The sequence below is a fragment of the Nocardioides sp. CPCC 206347 genome, assembly GCF_048654605.1.
In the GTDB taxonomy this organism is placed as follows: Bacteria; Actinomycetota; Actinomycetes; order Propionibacteriales; family Nocardioidaceae; genus Nocardioides.
Window position 1 is genome coordinate 112,745 of record NZ_JBMCYZ010000006.1, and the last position, 22,030, is coordinate 134,774.

A 22,030-nucleotide genomic window follows, 5' to 3' on the forward strand; every position below is an offset into this window, starting at 1 on the left:
GAGCCGCGACCCACCTAGTTCTGCTGGTCGTGACTGGAAAGTGGAGCTGTGAGCACACGGAGTTCGACAGACGCCAACCGGGTCATCCCGGAGGCCACGGTCGCCCGCCTGCCGGTGTACCTGCGGGCGCTGACGGCTCTGGCCGACAGCGGTATCCGCACCTGTTCCAGCGAGGACCTCGCGATCGCAGCAGGCGTCAACAGCGCCAAGCTCCGCAAGGACCTGTCCCACCTCGGCAGCTACGGCACCCGCGGCGTCGGGTACGACGTCGACTACCTGCGCTACCAGATCGCCCGCGAGATCGGGGTCACCCAGGACTGGCCGGTCGTCATCGTCGGCATCGGAAACCTGGGCCACGCGCTCGCCAACTACTCCGGCTTCCGCAGCCGCGGCTTCCGGGTCGTCGCACTGCTCGACGCCGACCCCGACCTGATCGGCCAGACGGTCGCGGGCGTCGCCGTACGCGCGTTCGACGAGCTCGAGGCGATCGTGCAGGAGCACGACGTCGCGATCGGTGTCATCGCCACGCCCGCCCTCGCGGCACAGTCCGTCGCCGACCGGATGGTCGCGATCGGCATCACCAGCATCCTGAACTTCGCGCCGGCCGTGGTGGCCGTGCCCGAGGGCGTGGACGTGCGCAAGGTCGACCTGTCGATCGAGCTGCAGATCCTCGCCTACCACGAGCAGCGCAAGGCCAACGGTGCTGACGCCGCGGCCGCAGCCGCTGCTGTCACCGCTGATGGAGGTGCTGCATGAGCGTGCTGGTGGTCGGGATCTCCCACAACTCCGCGCCGATGTCGCTGCTGGAGCGCGTCGCCCTCGACGACGACGGCGTGCAGAAGCTCGTCGCCGACGCCGCCGCGTGCGAGCACGTCACCGAGGCCACGGTGATCGCCACGTGCAACCGCCTCGAGATCTACACCGAGGTCGAGCGGTTCCACGGCAGCATCGAGCAGATCTCCCGGCTCCTCGTCGAGCGCGCCGGCGAGTCGACCGAGGGGATGCTTCCGCACCTCTACGTCCACTACGACGACGGCGCGATCTCGCACCTCTTCCAGGTGGCGGCCGGCCTCGACTCGATGGCGGTCGGCGAGGGCCAGATCCTCGGCCAGACCCGCGATGCGCTGCGCCGCGGCCAGGAGCTCGGCACCGTCGGTCCCGCGCTCAACCTCCTCTTCCAGCAGGCGCTCCGCGTCGGCAAGCGCACCCGCGCCGAGACCGAGATCGACCAGGTCGCGCCGTCCCTGGTGAGTGCCGCCCTGGACGTCACCTCCGAGGCCGTCGGCCCCGTCGAGGGCAAGTACGTCGTCGTGGTCGGTGCCGGCGCGATGGCCGGTCTCGCCACCGCCACCGCCAGCCGTCTGAACGCCGGACACCTCGCGGTGGTCAACCGGTCCGTCGACGGTGCGGCCCGCCTGGCCGAGCAGTACGCCGCGCACGCCGTCCCGCTCGAGCAGCTCGGCGCCGAGATCTCCCGCGCCGACATCGTGATCAGCTGCACCGGTTCCTCGGGTGCCCTCATCGACCGCGCGATGGTCGAAGCGGCGCGCGCCGGTGAGCCCGGGCGCCCGCTCGCGCTGATCGACCTCGCCCTCCCGCACGACATCTCGCGCGACGTCCTCGACCTGCCCCGGGTGAGCCTGGTCGGCCTGGCCGAGCTGGCCAAGGTGTTGCAGGGCGGCGCGACCGGCCGCGAGGTCCAGGAGGTCCGCCGGATCCTGGCCGAGGAGGTCAACGCCTTCCTCGCCGCACGTCGCCAGGCCAGCGTCACGCCGACCGTGGTCGCCCTGCGCTCGATGGCCACCGGCGTCGTCGACGCGGAGATGACCCGCCTCGAGAGCCGGCTCCCGGACCTCGACGACCTGACCCGCGAGGAGATCCGCCACACGGTCCGCCGCGTGGCCGACAAGCTCCTCCACGAGCCGACCGTCCGGGTCAAGGAGCTCGCCAACGACCAGGGCGCCGTGTCCTACGCCGCTGCGCTGGCCGAGCTCTTCGCCCTCGACCCGGAAGCCGTCGACGCCGTCACCCGCCCCGTCGTCGTCGAGGAGGGTCCGTCATGAGGATCGGCACCCGCCGCAGTGCCCTCGCGACCACCCAGTCCGGCCACGTCGCCGACGCCCTGCGGGACCGGTTCGGCGTGGCCACCGAGCTCGTCGAGATCAACACCGACGGCGACCGCAGCCAGGCCTCCGGAGCACCGCTGTCCGGCCCCGGGTCCTCGGTCGGTGTCTTCGTCAGCGCCCTGCGCGATGCCCTGCTGGCCGGCGAGGTCGACGTCGCGGTGCACTCCCTCAAGGACCTCCCGACCTACCCCGCCGACGGCATCACGCTGGCGGCGATCCCGGTGCGCGAGGACCCGCGCGACGTCGTCGTGGCCCGCGACGGGCTGACCCTGGGCGAGCTGCCGCAGGGCAGCCGCGTCGGCACCGGATCGCCCCGCCGGGTCGCGCAGATCGAAGCCCTCGGGCTCGGCGTCGACCTCGTCGGCGTACGCGGCAACGTGGACACACGGATCGCCAAGGTCACCTCCGGTGAGTACGACGCCGTCGTCCTCGCTCGCGCCGGGCTGTCCCGCCTCGGTCGGGTGGACGAGGCGACCGAGGTGCTCGACCCGCTCCAGGTGCTGCCCGCTCCCGGCCAGGGCGCGCTCGCGGTCGAGTGCCGCACCGACGACGCCGCGACCCTCGCCGTGCTCGTGGGTCTGGACGACCCGGCGACCCGTGCTGCCGTCACCGCCGAACGTGCTGCGCTGGCCACCCTCGAGGGCGGCTGTTCGGCGCCCATCGGTGCCCTGGCCGACATAGCAGAAGGTGATGACGGCCCCGAATTGTGGTTGCGGGCCGTGGCGTTGTCCACTGATGGTGCGCTCGCGGTCCGCCGCTCCGCCGCCACGCCCCTGGGCGAGGACGAAACGACGTGGCCCGGCACCGCGGCCACGTTGGGCGCAGCCCTTGCCAAGGAAATGATCGAAGACGGCGCGGCCGAACTGACCACGCTCCCTGACCCATCCGCACGATCCGCAAAGGTGCACAACGCATGACGCGAGCCACGACAGCCAAGGCTGCCCCGACTCCCGCCTCCCCCCAGGCCCGCCCCGGTGGGGTCGCCTTCGTCGGCACCGGTCCCGGTGACCCCGACCTCCTGACCGTGCGTGCGGTGCGGCTCATCGAGGAAGCCGAAGTGATCATCACCGAGGACCCCACCCACGCGTCGCTCGTCGACGTCGTGCGGGCCCGTGCGGCGGCGACCGGCGAGCTGTCCTCCGACGTCGCTCCCGAGCTGATCGACGGTGGCTTCGGTGAGGACGGCCAGCCGCTCACGCACGCTGCCCGTTCGAAGGTGGTCGTCAAGCAGGCCAAGCGCCCCGTGCGCGTCGTCCGTCTCCTGGGCGGCGACCCGTTCCTCTACGCCTCGGGTCCCGAAGAGGCGCAGGCCGTGGCCAAGGCCGGTCTCCCGTTCGAGGTCGTCCCCGGCGTCTCCTCGGTCGGTGCGGTCCCGGCGTACGCCGGCATCCCGCTGACCACCAAGGACCACCGCGAGGTGTCCGTGGTGACCTGCAGCGACAAGGCCGTCGACTGGTCCCGGTACGCCGATGCCCCGACGCTGGTCCTGCTGTCCGCGGTCGGCCAGATCGCCGAGATCGCCAAGGCCCTCATCGCTGCCGGTCGCTCCCCGGAGACGCCCGTCGCGATGACCCGCGTCGGCACCACCACCGAGCAGCAGACCATCACCTCGACGCTCGAGCGGATCGCCGCCGACGCCCGCGCCGCCCGGATCGCGCCGCCGGCGATCACGGTCATCGGTGCCGTCGTCGACCTGCGCGAGAAGCTCTCGTGGTTCGAGACCAAGCCGCTGTTCGGCTGGCGCGTCCTGGTGCCTCGCACCAAGGAGCAGTCCGCGTCCCTCTCCAACCGGCTGCGCGAGTTCGGTGGCGTGCCGGAGGAGGTCCCGACCATCTCGGTCGAGCCGCCGCGCAACCCGCAGCAGATGGACAAGGCCGTCCGCGGCCTCGTCGAGGGTCGCTACGAGTGGATCGCGTTCACCTCGATCAACGCCGTGAAGGCAGTGCGCGAGAAGTTCGAGGAGTACGGCCTCGACGCCCGCGCCTTCTCGGGCCTCAAGATCGCCGCTGTCGGCGACAAGACCGCCCAGGCGATCGCCGACTGGGGCCTGCGTGCGGACCTGACGCCCTCGGGTGAGCAGTCCGCGGCCGGCCTGCTGGCCGACTGGCCCGAGTACGACGAGCAGCTGGACCCGATCAACCGGGTGTTCCTGCCGCGTGCCGACATCGCGACCGAGAACCTCGTCGCCGGCCTGATCGACCTCGGCTGGGAGTGCGACGACGTCACCGCGTACCGCACGGTCCGGGCGGCCCCGCCGCCGGCGCCGACGCGCGACGCGATCAAGACGGGCAAGTTCGACGCCGTCGTGTTCACGTCGTCCTCGACGGTGCGCAACCTGGTCGGCATCGCCGGCAAGCCGCACCCGTCGACGATCATCGCCGTCATCGGTCCGGCCACGGCCAAGACCGCCGAGGAGCACGGCCTCCGGGTCGACGTGATGGCGCCTGCGCCCGACGTCGAGCTGCTGGTGGAGGCCCTCGCCGGCTTCGGTGCCTCCCGTCGGGTGGCGATGCTCGAGGCCGGTGACCCCGTCACCAAGCCGAGCGACCGCAAGCCGTCGGCCCGTCGCCGCAAGACCGCCGCGGAGTAGTTCGTCCCGCTCTGGGTCGTGTGCCCGGGAGCCCGTCATGGCGGGGTCCCGGGCACACGACTGTTTTTGGTCGGACCCGACAAAAGTAGGATGGCGGCGTGACTGACATCGACCGCCCCGTCGTACGCCCCCGCCGCCTTCGTACGACGGCAGCGATGCGCGACCTCGTCGCGGAGACGAACCTGTCCGCAGGCCAGCTGATCCTGCCGATGTTCGTCCGCGAGGGCGCCAGCGAACCGATGCCGATCAGCTCGATGCCCGGCGTCGTGCAACACACCCGCGACTCGCTGCGCAAGGCGGCGGCGGAGGCGGCGGAAGCCGGACTGCGCGGCGTGATGCTGTTCGGGATCCCCGAGCACAAGGACGCGACCGGCTCCGGCGGCATCGACCCCGACGGGATCCTCAACGTCGCGATCGCCGACGTGGTGGCCGAGGTGGGGGAGGAGCTCGTCGTGATGAGCGACCTGTGCCTCGACGAGTTCACCGACCACGGACACTGCGGCGTCCTCGATGCCCAGGGCCGGGTCGACAACGACGCCACGCTCGAGCAGTACGCCGCGATGGCCGTCGTGCAGGCGCAGGCCGGTGCCGGCCTGGTCGGCCCCAGCGGAATGATGGACGGGCAGGTCGCCGTGATCCGCGCGGCCCTCGACGACGTCGGTCACACCGACGTCGGGATCCTTGCCTACTCCGCGAAGTACGCCTCCGCCTTCTTCGGGCCGTTCCGGGAGGCCGTGGACAGCTCGCTGACGGGCGACCGGCGCACCTACCAGCAGGACGGCCGCAATGCCCGCGAAGGCGTCCGGGAGGCCCTCCTGGACATCGAGCAGGGGGCAGACATCGTGATGGTGAAGCCCGCCCTGGCCTATCTCGACGTGCTGCGCCGTGTCGCGGACGCCGCCGCCGACTTCGGGGTGCCCGTGGCGGCCTACAACATCTCCGGCGAGTACTCCATGGTCGAGGCCGCTGCCGCCCACGGGTGGATCGAGCGGGAGGCCGCGATCCTGGAGACGCTCACCTCGATCCGTCGTGCCGGCGCCGACATGATCCTGACGTACTGGGCGACCGAGGCCGCCGGACTGTTGCGCCGCTGACGCAAACGACGAGAGCCCCGGACCGTTGGTCCGGGGCTCTCGTTCGTTGTTCTGGTGTTACGGCGCCGCGAGGCCGTAGCTCAGCAGGCAGTTCAGCAGCTGGACCGTCTGGGTGAGCTTCGGGTAGGCCGCCTTGCAGGCGGGTCCGGCCTCGGCCTTGACGAGCGGGCCGAGGAGGCCGCTGATCAGGTTCGAGGTGACCGCGCCGACGCCGTCGTCGACGGTCTCGATGACCGGGTCGAGCGGCGTGTTGGTCTTCGGGATCGTCGGCGTGCCGCCGGGGGTCTCGCCGCCGGGGGTCTCGCCACCGGGGGTCTCGCCACCGGGGGTCTCGCCACCCGGGGTCTGGCCGGTGCCGCCGGTGCCGCCGGTGGACGAACCACCGGTGCTGCTGGAACCGCCCTTGCTGCCCTTCTTGTGGCCCGAGTTGAAGCTCGGCGGCTCGGGAACGACGTAGCCCGCGGCGGTCGAGTTGTTCGGCACCGAGGTGAAGTCGCCCTCGAGGTAGGCGTTCATGATCTTGAGGACCAGGTCGACGTACGCCTGGCTGTGGTTGTAGCGGTAGACCGAGGCGCGCTGGCCGACGACCGTGGAGAGGTCGCCGTCGCCCGAGCAGAGGTAGACGGCGGCCGCGAGAGCAGCGTCGTCGATGTCCTGCGGGTTGCGGGCGGCGTCGTCGTCGGCGTCCACGCCGACGACCTGCCAGGTCGAGGGGATGAACTGCATCGGGCCGACGGCGCGGTCCCACTTGGCGTCGTTGTCGTAGACACCGGCGTCGGTGTCCGAGATCGCCTGGGTGTTCTTGGTGCCGTTGAGCGGGAGGCCGTAGATGCCCGGGGTGGCCACACCGTCGTCGTTGAGGACGTTGCCGCCGAAGCGACCGTGGTTGGACTCCACACGGCCGATCGCGGCGATGAGCTGCCAGGTGATGTTGCAGGACTCGTCCGCGGAGTTGATGACCGTCTCGGCACGCTGGTAGGCAGCGAGAGCGGCGGCCGGGATCGCGTTGGTCGACGCGGCGGAGATGATGCCCGCCTCGTTGCCACCGTTGAGACCCTCGACGTTGGCCGGGTCGGAGAAGCTGGCCGGGTCCTCGATGGACTCCTCGGGCACGCTGGTGCCGTCGGTGACCTGTCCCGGACCCTCAGCGGCGATGACCGGCGCTGCGACGCTGCCGATACCGGCAACGGATGCGGTCCACGCTGCTGAAAGCAGAGCGAGCGGAATGATGGTGGCGACGCGCTGCAGACGCCCCAGACGCTTCCTCGACATGTATCGGACTCTCTCCCCGGGCCTTTCGGCCGATTTCCGTGGGCCACTCCCTCGCTGGGCCCACCCGTGCGTCACGCGTAGTCCGGTGACCCACGATGTGGGCCAACCGAATGGCATGACACCTGGACAACGAAGTTTGACACACCGACGTTACGGGTGTCACATGTTCCCGCTCACAAAGCGGACGGCGTGGTATGTGCCCGACGAACTAGTCCCGGGGGCCAATCGGACCGCGATGGCGGGCGGCTGGGGTCGATCAGTGACAATGGCGCGGTGCCCGACCTCGTGATCACCGGCCCCACCACCGGCCCCACCAGCGGCTCCGACGCCCTCTTCGCCCGGGCCCGGGCAGTGACTCCCGGCGGGGTCAACTCGCCGGTCCGCGCCTTCAACGCGGTCGGCGGAACCCCTCGTTTCATCGCCTCCGCGACCGGTCCCTGGTTGACCGACGTCGACGGCAACACCTACGTCGACCTGATCTGCTCGTGGGGCCCGATGCTGCTGGGCCACGCCCACCCGGCCGTCGTCGAGGCCGTGCGTGAAGCGGTCGGTCGCGGGACGTCGTACGGCACGCCGACGGAGGGCGAGGTCGCGCTGGTGGAGGCGATCGTCGCGCGCACCCCCGTCGAGCGCCTGCGCCTGGTCTCCTCGGGCACCGAGGCCACCATGTCGGCGATCCGGCTGGCGCGCGGCTTCACCGGCCGCGACGTCGTCGTGAAGTTCGCCGGTTGCTACCACGGCCACGTCGACTCGCTCCTTGCGTCGGCCGGCTCGGGCCTGGCCACCTTCTCCGTCCCGGGCACGCCCGGCGTACCGGCCAGCTCGACCGACCTCACCGTGGTCCTGCCCTACAACGACCCGGCTGCGGTCACCGCCGTCTTCGCCGAGTACGGCGACCGGATCGCCTGCCTCATCACCGAAGCGGCGCCCGGCAACATGGGCGTGGTCCCGCCGGCGCCGGGCTTCAACAAGTTCCTCGCCGAGACGTGTCGTGCCCACGGCGCCCTGTTCATCAGTGACGAGGTGATGACCGGGTTCCGGGTCTCCGCGTCCGGCCAGTGGGGCACCGACGGTGCCGTCGAGGGCTGGGCCCCCGACCTGACGACCTTCGGCAAGGTGATGGGCGGTGGCTTCCCGGCCGCCGCGTTCGGCGGCCGGGCCGACGTGATGGCGCACCTCGCACCCGAGGGGCCGGTCTACCAGGCGGGCACGCTGTCCGGGAACCCGATCGCCACCGCCGCCGGCCTCGCCACCCTGACTGCCGCCGACGACGCGGTCTACGCCCGGCTCGACGTCGTCGCCGACGCGCTGCGTGCCGGCGCGGCCGAGGCGTTCACGGCCGCTGGCGTCCCCCACGTCATCCAGTCCACGGGCTCGATGTTCTCGGTGTTCCTCACCGAGGAACCCGTCACCAACTACGCCGAGGCGCAGCGCACCGACGTGGCGGCGTACGGCGCCTTCTTCCACGCGATGCTCGACCGCGGCGTGCACCTGCCGCCGTCGGCGTACGAAGCCTGGTTCGTGTCGTCGTCCCACGACGACCGCGCCGTCGAGCACGTCCTTGACGCCCTTCCCGCTGCAGCCGAGGCTGCCGCGGCCGTTTCCGGGGAGACCGCATGAGCACGCCCGACACCGTCGTCCACCTGGTCCGCCACGGCGAGGTCCACAACCCGGGGGGTGTCCTCTACGGCCGCCGCGACGGGTTCCACCTGTCCACCCGCGGCCTCGCGATGGCCGACCGGATCGGGGAGGCGCTCGGAGGCAACGACATCACGGTGCTCCGCTCGTCGCCGCTGGAGCGGGCCCAGGAGACGGCGGCACCGCTCGCGGCGAAGCTCGGCCTCGAGGTCACCCTCGAGCCGCGGGTCATCGAGTCGACCAACCAGTTCGAGGGGCTCACCTTCGGCAAGGGCAACAACGCGCTGCGCAACCCGCTGCTGTGGCGCCACCTCTACAACCCGTTCAAGCCGTCGTGGGGTGAGCCGTACAAGGCCATCGTCGAGCGGATGATGGCGGCCGTCCACGACGCCCGCGTCGCCGCGACGGGCCACGAGGCCGTCCTGGTCTCGCACCAGCTCCCGATCTGGACCACCCGTCTGGCCGCCGAGAAGCGTTCGTTCCTGCACGACCCGCGCAAGCGCCAGTGCACGCTGTGCTCGATCACCTCCTTCCACTTCGCCGGCGAGGAGCTGGTCCAGGTCAGCTACGCCGAGCCCGCCATCGACCTGATCCCGACCGGCGACATCGCCGCGCCGTTCTCGGCCGGTGACGCGCCGGAGGAGAACAAGCCGGAGGGAACGCCTCCCGAATGACCCGCATGACCCGCAGGAGTCGTGTCGCCCGTTCGGTGGCACTGATCGCCGCCGTGGTGCTGATGGCCGGATGCTCGGACATCGGCGGTACCGGCGACCTCGACTACGTCCCCGGCGACGGCCAGGTCATCGAGGTGGCGAAGGGCGACCGGGAGGACCCCGTCGACTTCGCCGGTACGACGGTCCAGGGTGACGCGCTGGACGTGACCGACCTGCGCGGCAAGGTCGTCGTCCTCAACGTCTGGTGGTCCGGCTGCGGTCCGTGCCGCACCGAGATGCCGATGCTGGTCGACACCGAGGCCGAGGTCGACGCCGACGAGGTGGCCTTCGTCGGGATCAACATCCGCGACCTGGCGCCCGAGAACGCGGCGGCGTTCGAGCGCGACCGGGGGGTCGAGTACCCCTCCCTCTACGACCCGGGCAGCGAGACCCTGCTGCGCCTGGGCAAGTTCTCCCCGCACGCCACGCCCGCCACGATCCTGCTCGACAAGGACGGCCGTGTCGCTGCGCTGATCAACGGACCCATCCCGTCGAAGAGCACGCTCTCCACGCTGATCGACGACACCCTGGCCGAGAGCGACTGATGGGCGAGTGGTTCACGGAGCAGGCCTCGGTCGGCTCGCTCGGCCTGGCCGTGCCGGTGGCGTTGATCGCCGGCCTGGTCTCCTTCTTCTCCCCGTGCGTGCTGCCGCTGCTCCCGGGTTACCTCTCCTATGCCACCGGCCTGTCCGGAGCAGACCTTGCCAGTGGCGAGGCGGGCCAGCGTCGCGGCCGGATGCTGGCCGGGTCCGTGCTTTTCGTGCTGGGCTTCGCGGTCGTCTTCGTGTTCGCCGGCACGGCCTTCGGTGGCTTCGCAGCCGAGCTGCAGCAGTGGGAGAACACGATCACGCTCGTGCTCGGCGTGCTGCTGATCGTGCTCGGCCTGTCGTTCGCCGGGCTGGTGCCGTTCCTGCAGCGCGACTTCCGGATGCACAAGGTGCCGGCCGTCGGCCTGGGGGCCGCGCCGGTGATCGGCGCGATGTTCGCGATCGGCTGGAGCCCCTGCATCGGCCCGACCTTCGGGGCGATCCTGAACCTGACGTACGCCGACGGCGCCACCGCAGCGCGCGGCGGGCTCCTCGCCCTCTGCTACGCCCTGGGCCTGGGCCTGCCGTTCGTCCTGGTCGCGGTCTTCTACAACCGCACCGTCGGCGCCCTGCGCTGGGTCCGGCGCCACCAGGTCGCGGTGATGCGCACGGGCGGGTTCTTCCTCGTCGTGATCGGCGTGCTGATGGTCACCGGCTGGTGGGACCACGTCGTCCAGTGGGCGCAGCTGCGCACCGTCGACTTCGGGGAGACCGCGCTGTGAGCACCTCCGGCCCGAAGCCCGACGCCCGCGAGCGCCGTCCCGGGGAGCTGACCGCGCGCGAGTTCGCCCGGTGGGTCTGGCGACAGATCTCCTCGATGCGCACTGCGCTGATCCTGCTGCTGGTCCTCGCCCTCGCTGCCATCCCCGGATCGGTGATCCCGCAGCAGGGCGTCGACTCGCTCGCCGTCACCCGCTGGAAGGACCAGCACCCCAAGCTGACCCCGCTGTACGAACGCCTCGACCTCTTCTCGGTCTACAGCTCGCCGTGGTTCTCCGCGATCTACCTGCTGCTCACCCTCTCGCTGGTCGGCTGCATCGTGCCGCGCCTGTTCGTCTACCTCCGCGCGCTCCGTGCCCAGCCCCCGGCAGCGCCGCGTCACCTGTCGCGGCTGCCGGCCCATGCGTCGTACACGACGGACCTGACGCCGGACGAGGTCCTCGACCGGGCGCGTGCGGTGCTCGGCCGCCGGCACCGGCTGCGGGCCGACGCCGAAGGTGGCGACGCCGTCTCGGCCGAGCGGGGCTACCTGCGCGAGGCCGGCAACCTGGTCTTCCACCTGTCAGTGCTGATCGTGCTGGCCGGGTTCGCGGTCGGCGGGCTCTGGGGCTACCAGGGCGGCGTGATCCTCGTTGAGGGCAGCACCTTCAGCAACAACCTCACGCAGTACGACGACTTCAAGCCGGGCGGACTGTTCACCCAGCAGCAGATGAAGGACTTCCGGTTCAGCGTCAACGAGTTCCGGGTCGACTGGCTCAGGGACGGGCCGCGCGCGGGCCAGGCCCGCAAGTTCGAGGCCGACCTGTCCTACCGCGAGGGCCAGTCCGACGCGAAGGACTACACGCTGCGGGTCAACCACCCGCTGAACGTCGACGGCACCGAGGTGTTCCTGATCGGCCACGGGTACGCCCCCGTGATCACGGTGCGCGACGGCAAGGGCGACGTCGTCGCGACCGGGCCGACCGTGTTCCTGCCGCAGGACGCGACCTTCCTGTCCTTCGGCGTCGTCAAGGCGCCCGCCGCCAAGCCCGGCCAGATCGGGCTCGAGGGCCTCTTCTACCCGACGTTCGAGATGGTCGATGGCGATCCCGTCACCGTCTTCGGTGATGACCTGTTCCCCACGCTGTCGCTGCTGGCCTACACCGGTGACCTCGGCCTGGACGACGGTCGCTCCCAGTCGGTCTACGTGCTCGACAAGTCGAAGGCCACCCCGGTCGAGGGCGAGGACGGCAAGCCGTTCCGCCTCGACCTGCAGATCGGCGACACCGTCGAGCTGCCGGACGGCCTGGGCTCGGTCACCTTCGACCGGGTCGACCCGTGGATCCGGGTCCAGATCAGCCAGACCCCGGGCAAGGGCGTCGCGCTGCTCGGTGTCGTGCTCGCCCTGATCGGGCTCTGCATGTCGCTGTTCCTGCGGCCACGACGGGTCTGGGTGCGGGCGGTCGCGGGTTCGGGGGACACAATGGACGGCACGGGCGGCACTCGGGTCGAGGTCGCCGTACTCGATCGCTCCGGCAACGGTGAGACGGACGAGATCCTCGCCAGACTGTTGGCGCAACTGCAGGAGGCACCGAAGTGAGCAACACCGCGTGGGAGACCCTGAGCAACCAGGCGGTTGCGATGGCGGGTCTCGTCTACTTCATCGCGCTGCTCGTCCACCTTGCGGAGTGGGCGGCGATGCGCCAGCCCGCGGGCGAGCTGGTCGCGGCCGGCGGTGGCGACGGGTCTCGAGACGGTCGCAGTGCGACCTCCTCGACCTCCGAGGTGGAGCGAGGTGCGCGGGACACCTTCTTGAGCCGCCTCGGCTCCCGGCTGACGATCGCGTTCCTGGGTCGCCTCGGCTTCCTGCTGACGATCGTCGCCTGCGCGGTGCACTTCGTGGCCCTGCTCGGGCGCGGCATGGCCGCCGACCCCAACCGGGTGCCCTGGGGCAACATGTACGAGTTCACCGTGTCCGGGACCTTCGTCGTGACGCTCCTGTACGTCGGCCTGCACAAGAGGTTCGGCCTCGCCTGGATGGGCCCCATCGTCGTCGGCTTCGTGCTGACGGTCCTGATGACCGCGGTGATCTGGCTGCACGACGAGGTCGCGCCGCTGACCGAGGCGCTCAACTCGCCCTGGCTGGTCATCCACGTCGTGTCGGCCGTGATCGCCACCGGCACGTTCACCCTCGGTGGCATCGCCTCGATCATGTACCTCGTCCGGATGCGGGCCGAGCGTCGCGCCGCCGCCGCGGGACGGGAGCTCTCCCGCTGGATGGGCCGCGTGCCCGATCTGCCGGCGCTGGACCGCCTCGCCTACCGCGTGCACGCCTTCGCGTTCCCGGTCTGGACCTTCGCGGTGCTGATCACCGGCCCGATCTGGGCGCACGAGGCCTGGTCCCGCTACTGGAACTGGGACCCCAAGGAGGTGTGGGCGTTCATCACGTGGGTGGTCTACGCCGGCTACCTCCACGCCCGTGCCACCGCCGGCTGGAAGGGCCGCAAGGCCGCCATGCTCGCGCTCGTCGGCCTCGCCACCCTGTGGTTCAACTTCATCGGGATCAACTACTTCTCGACGACCAGCCAGCACTCGTACGCCGTCGAGCGGTTCGTCGATGACGCGCCGGCGCCCGCGCTGGTCTCCCTGTTGTAGGGGTGCTGGTTCGATGTCCCTGACCATCGTCACCGGAGGAACACGCGGCATCGGTGCCGCCATCGCGGCTCGACTGGCAGGCGAGGGCCACGACCTGGTGCTCGGCTACCTCAGTGACGAGGCGAGTGCCCGCGCGACGGCCGACGTGATCGCCGCTCTCGGCGTCCGCTGCGTCACCGTCCGCGCCGACCTGACCACCGACGCCGGGATCGAGGAGCTGTTCGCCCGCGCCGCCGAGGTGGGTCCGATCACCGGCGTCGTGAACAACGCGGGTGCGACGTACCGCTTCGCGCCGCTTCACGAGACGCCGACCGAAGAGATCCGGCGGACCATCGACATCAACCTGACCGGCCCGATCCTGGTGGCCCGCGCAGCGGTGGCGCTCCTGGACCGCGGCGGTGTCATCGTCAACATCACCTCGGGGGCCGCGACCATCGGTTCGCCGGGGGAGTACGTCCACTACGCCGCGGCCAAGGCCGGCCTGGATGCGGCTACGCGGGGCCTCGGCCTCGAGGTCGCCGACCGCGGCATCCGGGTCGTCGCGATCGCACCGGGCCTGATCGCGACCGACCTGCACGCCACCACCGGCGACCCGGAACGGGTGGAACGGATGGCGCCGCAGATCCCGCTCGGCCGGGCCGGTCAGCCCGAGGAGATCGCCAACGCGGTCGCGTGGCTGATGAGCGACCAGGCGGCGTACGTCACCGCCACCACGCTGCGGGTGGCCGGCGGTCGCTGACCGGCGTGCTCGCTCGGACCACCCGTTCCGCAGGTTGATTGATATCAATCAACCTGGTGAGGGAGGGGTCAGGAGTCGGACGTGGGGGCAGGCGGGGTGGGCGGGTCCGGCGGCTTCGCGTCGCGGGCCTGCTTGCGGCGCTTGCGCTCCAGGTCGCGCAGGAACGACTCGTCGTCGTCCGGGGCAATCGGGCGGCTGGGCGGCTGGGGCCGGGACGGGCGGCGCTTGGCCGGGGAGGCTCCGGGGCCGCGGTCCTGCATCCAGCGGATCGCGAGATACGTCACGACCGCGAAGACGATGACCACCAGCAGGAACTTCACACCCTCAGCGTAGGCCCGGCCCGGTCATCTCGTTGCCGGATGCCCGTGCCCGGACGTCCGGGCACGACGCCTACCCTGTGCGGGTGAAGGAGTTCTGGATCTACACCGGCCTGCGCCTCGCCTTGTTCATCGCCGCGTTCTGCACCATCTTCGGCGTGTGGTTCCTGGTGGCGGACTCCGTCAACCTGCTGCTCGTCGTGGTGTTCGCGTTCCTGGTGAGCGGCCTCGCGTCGTACACACTGCTCGCGCGGCAGCGCAATGCGTTCGCCCACCGGGTCGCCGGACGGGCGGACCGGATCGTCGATCGGTTCGAGGAATCGCGCGCCAAGGAAGACGACGACTGACAGTCTGCGCGAGCGCGTCTCCGGCGCCCGGTAGGGGCAGCAAGCTGCCATCGCGCCTCTCGACGCGCTGCCGCGCCGCGGTTGACTTTGCAAGGGCTCGAGTTGGCATGGCGACAAGCCAGCCGGCGCCGGGTCAGTCCTCAGGCAACAACCAGGCCGAGGCCGGTCAGGATCGCCCAGCCCAGCTCGGCGATGCCGGTCTGCTGGAGCACCGGGATCAGCGCCGGTCCGCGCGCGCCACCCAGGACGATGCGCGCCGCGCTGGCCGCCGGGAGCAGGAAGCCCAGGCCGAGCAGCGCCCACCACGTGGTGAGGACGGCGAGGCCGATGACGGCGGCCGCCGAGGCCAGCACGAGCAGGGCATAGAACTTTCGGGTCCGGGCGTCGCCCAGGCGTACGGCGAGCGTCATCTTCCCTGAGACCGTGTCGGTCGGGATGTCGCGCAGGTTGTTGGCCACGAGGATCGCGCAGGCCAGGGCGCCGACACCGGCACCGGCCACGACGGACGCCCAGCCGATGGTGCCCCATGACTCGGTCTGCACCCAGGTGGTGCCCACCACGGCCACGAGTCCGAAGAACACGAAGACCATCACCTCGCCGAGGCCGAGGTAGCCGTACGGCTTCGAGCCGCCGGTGTAGAACCACGCGGCCAGCACGCAGACCGCCCCGATCGCGACCAGCCACCACGACGTGGTGGCTGCCAGGGCGAGTCCGGCAACGCCGGCGACGCCGAAGGCGAGGAACGCTGCGCGCTTCACGGCGGCCGGCGTCGCGAGCCCGGAGCCGACCAGGCGCAGCGGTCCGACGCGCTCGTCGTCGGTGCCGCGGATGCCGTCGGAGTAGTCGTTGGCGTAGTTCACCGCCACCTGGAGGGCCAGGCTCACCACGAGCGCGAGCAGCGCCTTCCACCACACCGCGTGGTCGTCGTACGCCGCAAGGGCGGTGCCGGCCAGGACGGGGGCGACGGCTGCGGGCAGGGTCCGGAGGCGGGCGCCGGCGATCCAGTGGGCGGGGGTGGCCATGATCGGCGATTCAAGCAGGTTCGGGTGCCGGGCGTGGCGCAGGGGTCGAGCGCTCCAGGTGCCGTTCGGCTGCACGGGAGGCCGGATGGATGGCTATGGCCGCCACCAGCACGATCGCGGCGATCACCAGCCAGCCCTGTGCACCCCACTCCATCGCGAGGAACGTGTAGGCGGCCGGGGCCCAGACCGAGCCGACAGTGTGGCCCAGCTGGCTGACGCCCTGGTACTCCCCGCGGCGGTTCGGGTCCGACAGCTCGGCCTGCAGGCCCCACTCGCCGGCCGACTGGAACAGCTCGGCACCGGTGACCGTGACGTGACCGATCCAGACCAGGGCGATGGTCACCCAGCCGATCGTGTCGTGGGTGACCAGGACGATCCCGCAGGACAGCATGAAGAACACTGCTCCGCGGCGCTGGGCGCGCAGCGAGTCGGAGACGGTCGTGATGCCGCGCGCGGCAGCGACCTGCAGGGCCACCGCCATCACCGTGTTGGTGCCGAACAGCCAGGCCAGCAGGACGCGTGGTGCGTCGGTCTCCTCGACCAGCCACAGCGGGATCACCACGTTGAGCAGGACCTGGTGCGTGGCCAGCACGCCGCCGAAGATCGACATCAGGAGGTAGCCCCGGTTGCGCAGCGCACTCTGCTTGTCGCCGGCGTCGTCGAAGGCCGCCTCGAGCGCCGACTCGGCCTGCTCCTCCGTCGCCGCGTGTACGGCGGCCGGGAGTCGTGACACGAGCAGGGCATTGAGCAGCAGCAACCCGGCGGTGATCAGCGGTACCGCGCGGATCACGTCGTTGCTGTTGGTCGCCAGGGCGACACCGGCGAGCAGTGCGCCGAAGGTGTACCCGACGTTGCGGGCGGCCCGGAAGTAGGCGTTGGACGAGACGCGTTCCTCGCGGGGGAAGATGTCGAAGCGGTAGGCGTTGCGGGCTGCCCGGCTCCCGACCTGCACGGCCTCGAGCAGGATCATCATGGCGATGAAGGTGGCGAGGCCGCCGACGGCGAGCCACGCGACGTAGAGCAGCGCCTCGATGAGCGATGCGATGGCCCAGACCCGGCGGGCGCCGTACCGGTCACTGAGCTTGCCGAGCGGCACGGCCAGGAAGAACGACACGACGCCGGCGACGGTCAGCCCGAGGCCGACCTGCGCGGCGCTGAGGCCCACGATCTGGGTGAAGAAGACGGCGCTGCCGGTGAGGAAGACGCCGTCTCCGAATGCCGAGAGGACCGATTGGGCCGAGAGCCGGCGGACCAGGGAAGTCGGGCCGGCGAGACGCAGGAGGCGTTCCGAGACTTGTCTTGACATCAAGACGATTTTACGACGCGACCGGGCTCCGTGTCGAACGTTTTTCTGCCGCGGCGACCAACCACCCGAAGATTGCCGGGCCGGTCGGGTCGTGCGGCCATTCGTTCCAGGTGAGCTCGGGGTGCCACTGCACGCCGAGCACCGGCCAGCCCGGGTGCCGGGGCTCGACGGCCTCGATCACCCCGTCGCCCGCCCAGGCCGTGGGGACCCACGTCGGTCCCGGATCCTCCACTGCCTGGTGGTGCAGCGCGCTGGTCGTCGAGGCCGCGCCGATCAGGGTGCCCACGATCGAACCGGGTGCGGTCGTGACAGCGTGCCCCGTCGCGGGATGATCGTGGTCCACGTCGGTGCGCAGCGTCCCGCTGAACGCGACGACGAGGACCTGCAGGCCGCGGCAGACGCCGAGCACCGGGACTTCGTCGACGGCGGCCGCCCGGACCAGGTCGATCTCCTCCTCGTCCCGCCCGGCGTCCACGTCGCGCGCCGCCCCCGGCACGCCGCCGTAGCGGGCGGGATCGATGTCGCCACCGCCCGTGAGGACCAGGGCGTCGAGCACGCCGAGCAGGTCGATGCCGGCGCCCGGCGGCACCACGACCGGCAGCCCTCCGCTCGCGCGGATCGCCGTCGCGTAGGACTGCGGGGCGCCGTACACGGGGAGGGTCCCGAAGGGCCTCGGGACGTCGTACCCGTGGCCGGCGATGCCGATCACGGGCCGTCCCGCCGTGGACCGTCTCATCGGGTCACATCGCGACCAGGGCCGTCACCCCGAGGGCGACGCCGGAGAGGTAGGTGAACATCGCGCCCGAGTCACGGACCGGGCCGTGGGCCGCGAGCGTCGTGGCGCGGAGCATGCCGTAGGCGTGGGTGAACCGGGCGGCGGCGGCCACGATCGCCAGGGCGTCGAGCCACCAGCCGTCGGTCAGCGTCGAGCAGACGACGAGCAGGACGACGAGGGTCGGCACGTACTCCGCCGCGTTGCCGTGTGCGCGCTGCGCAATGAGCAGGCGGTCGGCGGGGTCGGTCGGCATCTGCGGTCCCTTGTCGCCGCGGATCGCCCGGTGCCGGGTCACGTTGGCGCCGAGGAGGAACAGCAGGATGCCCATCAGGGCGATGCAGGTGATCACGATCGTGCTCATCGGGTGGCCATCACTTTCAGGTCGGAAGGGGAGGAGGGGTGGGTCTCGTCGAGGTCGAGCAGCCGGCGCACGATCGCGCCGGAGAGGTCGGTGCCGAGCAGGGCGTCGGTCTTGGCCATCCCGCCGGGACAGGTGACGTTGACCTCGATCAGCCGGCCGTCGATGACGTCGAGCCCGGCCAGGGCGATGCCGTGCTGGCGCAGCAGGGGAGCGAGGGCGTGGGCGATGTGGCGATCCGCGTCGTCGACCTCGGCGGGTGCGCACGGCATGCCGATCCGGAAGTCGTCGTTGTCGGGGCGCCGCAGCACCGCGCCGGCGATCTCCCCGTCGAGCAGGAACAGGCGCTTGTTGCCGGCCTCCACGCGAGCGAGGTACTCCTGCATGATCACGTGCCGGGTCCCGCCCGCGGTGGCCGACTCCGCGAGCGCCCGTGTTGCTCCGTCGTCGTGCAGCAGCCACACGTCGTGGCCGGCGAAGCCGTCCACGGGCTTGATGACCGCCGCCCCGTGGTCGGCCACGAACCGCCGCACTTCCGCGGGTTCGGTGGTGACCAGTGTGGTCGGGCAGAGCTCGGGGAAGCGCAGGGCGACGGCCTTCTCGTGCAGGGCGCGCACTCCCTCGGGCCGGTTGGTCACGCGGGTGCCGGCCGCCTCGACGAGGTCGAGGAGGTACGTCGTGTGCAGGTAGCGCGCATCGACGGGCGGGTCGATGCGCAGCAGCACTAGGTCCATCCGCTCCGCGACGTCGAACCGGGTCCGCTCGACGACGTGGAACCAGTCGCGCTCCACGATCCAGCGGTGGTCCCGGCCCCGCGTGCGCGGGGCGAGCACGACGCGCGCGGCCAGCGTCCGCACGCGACCGTCGACCACGGACAGGTCCGCGGGTGTGCTGATCCAGACCGGGACCTCGAGGCGCTGCAGTGCCGCCACCAGGCCGACCGTCGCGTCGATGGTGGGGTCGATGTCGGCCACCGGGTCGGTGACGACCAGGACGTTCATGCCGCCACCTCCATCGCCCGACGCGAGCCGAGGAGGGCCAGGCCGCGCTCTGCGTCGCCGGTCCCGGCGGCCGCAGCCGCCCAGTGCTCGGCGAGCCGGGACTGTTCGCCCGCCAGGGAGGCGAGGGCGGTACGGCGGCGCTCGTCGTCGTACAGCAGAGCGGCGAGGCCCTCGGCCAGCTCCCCGACGTCCTCGGCGCGCTGGGCGTCCGGGAACCGGACCTCCAGGTAGCTGCCGCGCGGCCGCACCGGAGGGAAGAGCGTGGACAGATGTGCCTCGACGCCTTCGCCGAGGAAGTCCATGGCGCTGGTCGCGAACGAGGAGTACGCCGCCACCGGGTCGCCGCGCAGGAGCCGGTCGTCGAACGCTGTGCGGTCCGGGTCGGCGGCCAGCCACGTCGTGAGCCGGCCGGTGGGGCCGGTGCTGCGTGCGGTCGCGGCGGCAAGGAACGGGCCGGCGAGGAGCAGGAGTCGCCACTGCTCGAGGCCGGCGCGGCCCGGCCACCAGTCGAGGCACACCTGGGTCGAGGTGGTGTGGCGCATCATCCGGCGTCCCGCGGGGCCGATCGTGTCGAAGTGGCGCTCCATGGCGTCGTACCGCGGCGAACGCAGGAACCGGGAGGTGGTGGGCTCGCAGGCCCGCACCGGCTGGGCGTACAGGACGATCCCGGAGCCGAGCAGGTCCGCGGCGAGTGCCTGGGTCACCTCGACGAGGTGGCGTCCGGCCGCCGCCGCGGACGGTGCGACGGGAAGGCTGAGCTCGACCTGTCCGCCGGGCTCGAAGCTGACCCAGGGGGCGTAGGGACGTCCAGCGACCGCGTCCCGGACGCGCGTCGGATCGACGCTGCTGCCGTTGAAGAAGTCGACCGCGAAGAACTCCTGCTCGACGGCGGCGCGCACCGTGCGGGTGCCGCCGGCGTACAGGGGGCGGAAGAGCCGGGCGACCTGGGAGTGGATCGTTCGTGCATCCATGACAACTCCTGATAAAGTAAGGTTACCTGTCAGATAATGGAAGGCAACCTGTCAAATGTCAAGCGAACTGGTCCGTCCGGATTTCGAACCCTTCATCGCGCTCACCGAGAAGGCGGCGCGGGCGCTGAGCTACGACATGCTGGCCCACGCGCACCGTGCCGGGTTCACGGAGATCGGCGGCTCCCACAACGCGGTCTTCGCCACGCTGGGCCCCGAAGGCTCGCGCGCTGCCGACATGGCGCAGCGCGTCGGTATCACCCGCCAGTCGATGGGCGAGGTGGTCCGCGACATGGTCCGTCTCGGGATCCTGGAGATGGTCGAGGACCCGACGGACCGGCGGGCGAAGCTCGTTCGCTATTCCGAGTACGGGAAGAAGGTCGCGCAGGAGGGCTTCAACCACATCATGGAGGTGGAGGACATCCTGCGTGACGAGTTCGGCGCGGCCGACCTGGAGACCACCCGCAAGGTGCTGCTCCGGGTCAGGGAGATGCTCAGGCCGGATCCGGCGTGAGTGCTGCGTCCGGCACGGTCTCCTCCTCGGGCGGGAAGTTCCGCTGGGCGAAGCCCTGGGCCATCCGCACCGACGGGCCCATCCCGAGCGACGCGAGCACGATGATCGCCGCGATCACCAGCCAGCCCTCCGCGCCCCAGGAGAGGGCCAGGAATGTGTAGAGGGCCGGCGCCCACTTCGAGCCGAGCGCGCCGAAGATGTCGTTGACGCCCTGGTACTCCCCGCGCCGCTTCGGGTCCATCAGCTCGGCCTGGAACGACCAGCTGGCACCGGAGACGGCGAGCTCGGCGCCGGTCACCGTCACGTGCCCGAGCCACACCAGCAGCACCGTGATCAGCCCGACCGTCGAGTGCGTGACCATCGTGATCACGCACGAGACCACGAAGAAGCCCGAGCTGATCCAGATGTAGCGCAGCCCGTCCTCCAGGGTCCGCACCCCCTTCGACGTGTACGCCGGCAGGAAGATGCAGAGCACCGTGTTGGTGCCGAACAGCCACGCCAGCAGCACGTGCGGTGCGTCGGTGGCCTCGACCAGCCACAGCGGGATCACGATGTTGAGCAGCACCTGGTTGGTCCACAGCGTGCCGAGGAAGAACGACACCAGCATCCAGCCCCGGTTGCGCATCGGACCCGGTCCGATCGGCTTCACCCGGGTCTCGCCGCTGGCCACCCGCAGGTCGTGCGGTGCGTCGGGGAGTCGACTGATCCAGAACGCGTTCGCCAGCAGCAGCGCGGCCGCGAACAGCGGGGTCCAGCGGATCACCTCCAGGCTGTCGAAGGCCAGGGCGACGCCACCGATGATCGCGCCGAGGGTGAAGCCGACGTTGAGCGCGGAGTACATGTAGGCCTGCGTCTCGACCCGCTCCTTGGTGGGGAGGACGTCGAGGACGTAGGCGTGGTGGGAGGAGTGGCCCGCGGAGTCGAACAGCGCGAAGGCGACCGCCAGGGCGACGTACTCCCAGAAGGACCCGACGAACGGCAGCACGCAGAAGCACGCCACCCGGAACACCGTCGAGATCACCCACACCCGCTTCGGGCCGAACCGGTCGACGACGCGACCGGCGGGATAGGCGAAGAGGAATTCCGCGATCCCGGCGATGGTGAGGGCCAGTCCGACCTTGCCCGCCGACATCCCGACCACCTGCGTGAGGAACACCGCGCTACCGGTGTTGAACGCACCGTCGCCGGTGGAGAACAGCATCGATTGCAGGGCGAGGCGGCGCGACAGGGGAGTGGGCGGGATCAGGCGACGGAAGACGCCGGACGTGCCCGATCCTGTGTCCGGGACAGGTGTGCTCATCGCGCCCAT

Annotated in this window: 23 protein-coding genes; 14 read left to right on the forward strand and 9 right to left on the reverse strand. The window is 71.1% G+C overall.

Annotation, left to right across the window (positions count from 1 at the left end; genetic code table 11):
• Nucleotides 1-48: 48 nt before the first annotated feature.
• The 5 genes from ACOACQ_RS19860 to hemB all read left to right on the forward strand — a co-directional run bounded on the left by ACOACQ_RS19860 (nt 49) and on the right by hemB (nt 5,810).
• Nucleotides 49-756, forward strand: coding sequence for a redox-sensing transcriptional repressor Rex (locus ACOACQ_RS19860; RefSeq protein WP_378597779.1), 708 nt, complete (start codon nt 49-51; stop codon nt 754-756).
• Nucleotides 753-2,063 carry a glutamyl-tRNA reductase gene (locus tag ACOACQ_RS19865; RefSeq protein WP_378597780.1) on the forward strand — a complete coding sequence of 437 codons (1,311 nt, stop codon included), beginning with the start codon at nt 753-755 and terminating at the stop codon, nt 2,061-2,063. The genes ACOACQ_RS19860 and ACOACQ_RS19865 overlap by 4 nt, the downstream gene beginning before the upstream one ends.
• Nucleotides 2,060-3,043 (forward strand): hydroxymethylbilane synthase, encoded by a 984-nt coding sequence (gene hemC / locus ACOACQ_RS19870; protein WP_378597781.1) that lies wholly within the window; start codon nt 2,060-2,062, stop codon nt 3,041-3,043. Before ACOACQ_RS19865 ends, hemC begins: the two co-directional genes overlap by 4 nt.
• Nucleotides 3,040-4,716, forward strand: coding sequence for a uroporphyrinogen-III synthase (locus ACOACQ_RS19875; protein WP_420289134.1), 1,677 nt, complete (start codon nt 3,040-3,042; stop codon nt 4,714-4,716). Before hemC ends, ACOACQ_RS19875 begins: the two co-directional genes overlap by 4 nt.
• A gap of 98 nt (nt 4,717-4,814) precedes the next feature.
• Nucleotides 4,815-5,810 carry a porphobilinogen synthase gene (gene hemB / locus ACOACQ_RS19880; RefSeq protein WP_378597783.1) on the forward strand — a complete coding sequence of 332 codons (996 nt, stop codon included), beginning with the start codon at nt 4,815-4,817 and terminating at the stop codon, nt 5,808-5,810.
• A gap of 57 nt (nt 5,811-5,867) precedes the next feature.
• On the opposite strand, the gene ACOACQ_RS19885 is transcribed toward hemB, so the two are convergent.
• Nucleotides 5,868-7,082, reverse strand: a complete 1,215-nt coding sequence (locus ACOACQ_RS19885; RefSeq protein ID WP_378597784.1) for a lytic murein transglycosylase — start codon at nt 7,080-7,082, stop codon at nt 5,868-5,870.
• Nucleotides 7,083-7,355: 273 nt separating this feature from the next.
• Between ACOACQ_RS19885 and hemL the strand changes: the two genes are divergently transcribed.
• The 7 genes from hemL to ACOACQ_RS19920 are packed head-to-tail and all read left to right on the forward strand — an operon-like array spanning nt 7,356 to nt 14,113.
• Nucleotides 7,356-8,702 (forward strand): glutamate-1-semialdehyde 2,1-aminomutase, encoded by a 1,347-nt coding sequence (gene hemL, locus ACOACQ_RS19890; protein ID WP_420289135.1) that lies wholly within the window; start codon nt 7,356-7,358, stop codon nt 8,700-8,702.
• On the forward strand, nt 8,699-9,394 hold the full coding sequence (locus ACOACQ_RS19895) for a histidine phosphatase family protein (RefSeq protein ID WP_378597786.1): 696 nt from the start codon (nt 8,699-8,701) through the stop codon (nt 9,392-9,394). Before hemL ends, ACOACQ_RS19895 begins: the two co-directional genes overlap by 4 nt.
• A 5-nt stretch (nt 9,395-9,399) precedes the next feature.
• The gene (locus ACOACQ_RS19900) at nt 9,400-9,978 is read left to right on the forward strand and encodes a TlpA disulfide reductase family protein (RefSeq protein WP_378597787.1); all 579 of its coding nucleotides are present in this window, start codon (nt 9,400-9,402) and stop codon (nt 9,976-9,978) included.
• The gene (locus tag ACOACQ_RS19905) at nt 9,978-10,742 is read left to right on the forward strand and encodes a cytochrome c biogenesis CcdA family protein (RefSeq protein ID WP_378597788.1); all 765 of its coding nucleotides are present in this window, start codon (nt 9,978-9,980) and stop codon (nt 10,740-10,742) included. Before ACOACQ_RS19900 ends, ACOACQ_RS19905 begins: the two co-directional genes overlap by 1 nt.
• Nucleotides 10,739-12,319 (forward strand): cytochrome c biogenesis protein ResB, encoded by a 1,581-nt coding sequence (gene resB, locus ACOACQ_RS19910; RefSeq protein WP_378597789.1) that lies wholly within the window; start codon nt 10,739-10,741, stop codon nt 12,317-12,319. The genes ACOACQ_RS19905 and resB overlap by 4 nt, the downstream gene beginning before the upstream one ends.
• Nucleotides 12,316-13,374, forward strand: coding sequence for a c-type cytochrome biogenesis protein CcsB (gene ccsB, locus ACOACQ_RS19915; protein ID WP_378597790.1), 1,059 nt, complete (start codon nt 12,316-12,318; stop codon nt 13,372-13,374). The genes resB and ccsB overlap by 4 nt, the downstream gene beginning before the upstream one ends.
• 13 nt (nt 13,375-13,387) lie before the next feature.
• Nucleotides 13,388-14,113, forward strand: coding sequence for an SDR family NAD(P)-dependent oxidoreductase (locus ACOACQ_RS19920; RefSeq protein WP_378597791.1), 726 nt, complete (start codon nt 13,388-13,390; stop codon nt 14,111-14,113).
• Nucleotides 14,114-14,181: 68 nt separating this feature from the next.
• On the opposite strand, the gene ACOACQ_RS19925 is transcribed toward ACOACQ_RS19920, so the two are convergent.
• The gene (locus tag ACOACQ_RS19925) at nt 14,182-14,433 is read right to left on the reverse strand and encodes a hypothetical protein (RefSeq protein ID WP_378597792.1); all 252 of its coding nucleotides are present in this window, start codon (nt 14,431-14,433) and stop codon (nt 14,182-14,184) included.
• Nucleotides 14,434-14,516: 83 nt separating this feature from the next.
• On the opposite strand from ACOACQ_RS19925, the gene ACOACQ_RS19930 reads away from it, so the two are divergent.
• The gene (locus tag ACOACQ_RS19930; protein ID WP_378597793.1) at nt 14,517-14,777 is read left to right on the forward strand and encodes a DUF4229 domain-containing protein; all 261 of its coding nucleotides are present in this window, start codon (nt 14,517-14,519) and stop codon (nt 14,775-14,777) included.
• 140 nt (nt 14,778-14,917) lie between these two features.
• Here ACOACQ_RS19930 and ACOACQ_RS19935 read toward each other — a convergent pair whose 3' ends face one another.
• The 6 genes from ACOACQ_RS19935 to ACOACQ_RS19960 are packed head-to-tail and all read right to left on the reverse strand — an operon-like array spanning nt 14,918 to nt 20,210.
• A complete protein-coding gene (locus ACOACQ_RS19935; protein WP_378597794.1) occupies nt 14,918-15,799 on the reverse strand; it encodes a 1,4-dihydroxy-2-naphthoate polyprenyltransferase in 882 nt (293 codons plus the stop codon).
• Between the two features lie 10 nt (nt 15,800-15,809).
• Nucleotides 15,810-17,105 (reverse strand): MFS transporter, encoded by a 1,296-nt coding sequence (locus ACOACQ_RS19940; RefSeq protein WP_378597795.1) that lies wholly within the window; start codon nt 17,103-17,105, stop codon nt 15,810-15,812.
• Nucleotides 17,106-17,115: 10 nt separating this feature from the next.
• Nucleotides 17,116-17,841, reverse strand: coding sequence for a gamma-glutamyl-gamma-aminobutyrate hydrolase family protein (locus tag ACOACQ_RS19945; protein WP_378597796.1), 726 nt, complete (start codon nt 17,839-17,841; stop codon nt 17,116-17,118).
• 4 nt (nt 17,842-17,845) lie between these two features.
• A complete protein-coding gene (locus tag ACOACQ_RS19950; RefSeq protein WP_378597797.1) occupies nt 17,846-18,241 on the reverse strand; it encodes an MAPEG family protein in 396 nt (131 codons plus the stop codon).
• On the reverse strand, nt 18,238-19,239 hold the full coding sequence (locus ACOACQ_RS19955; RefSeq protein ID WP_378597798.1) for a glutathione synthase: 1,002 nt from the start codon (nt 19,237-19,239) through the stop codon (nt 18,238-18,240). The genes ACOACQ_RS19950 and ACOACQ_RS19955 overlap by 4 nt, the downstream gene beginning before the upstream one ends.
• On the reverse strand, nt 19,236-20,210 hold the full coding sequence (locus tag ACOACQ_RS19960) for a glutamate-cysteine ligase family protein (protein WP_378597799.1): 975 nt from the start codon (nt 20,208-20,210) through the stop codon (nt 19,236-19,238). Before ACOACQ_RS19960 ends, ACOACQ_RS19955 begins: the two co-directional genes overlap by 4 nt.
• 55 nt (nt 20,211-20,265) lie before the next feature.
• Between ACOACQ_RS19960 and ACOACQ_RS19965 the strand changes: the two genes are divergently transcribed.
• Nucleotides 20,266-20,721 (forward strand): MarR family winged helix-turn-helix transcriptional regulator, encoded by a 456-nt coding sequence (locus ACOACQ_RS19965; RefSeq protein ID WP_378597800.1) that lies wholly within the window; start codon nt 20,266-20,268, stop codon nt 20,719-20,721.
• Here the strand turns inward: ACOACQ_RS19965 and ACOACQ_RS19970 are convergent.
• On the reverse strand, nt 20,702-22,021 hold the full coding sequence (locus ACOACQ_RS19970) for an MFS transporter (protein WP_378597801.1): 1,320 nt from the start codon (nt 22,019-22,021) through the stop codon (nt 20,702-20,704). The two genes, ACOACQ_RS19965 and ACOACQ_RS19970, sit on opposite strands and share 20 nt — an antisense overlap.
• Nucleotides 22,022-22,030: the final 9 nt, after the last annotated feature.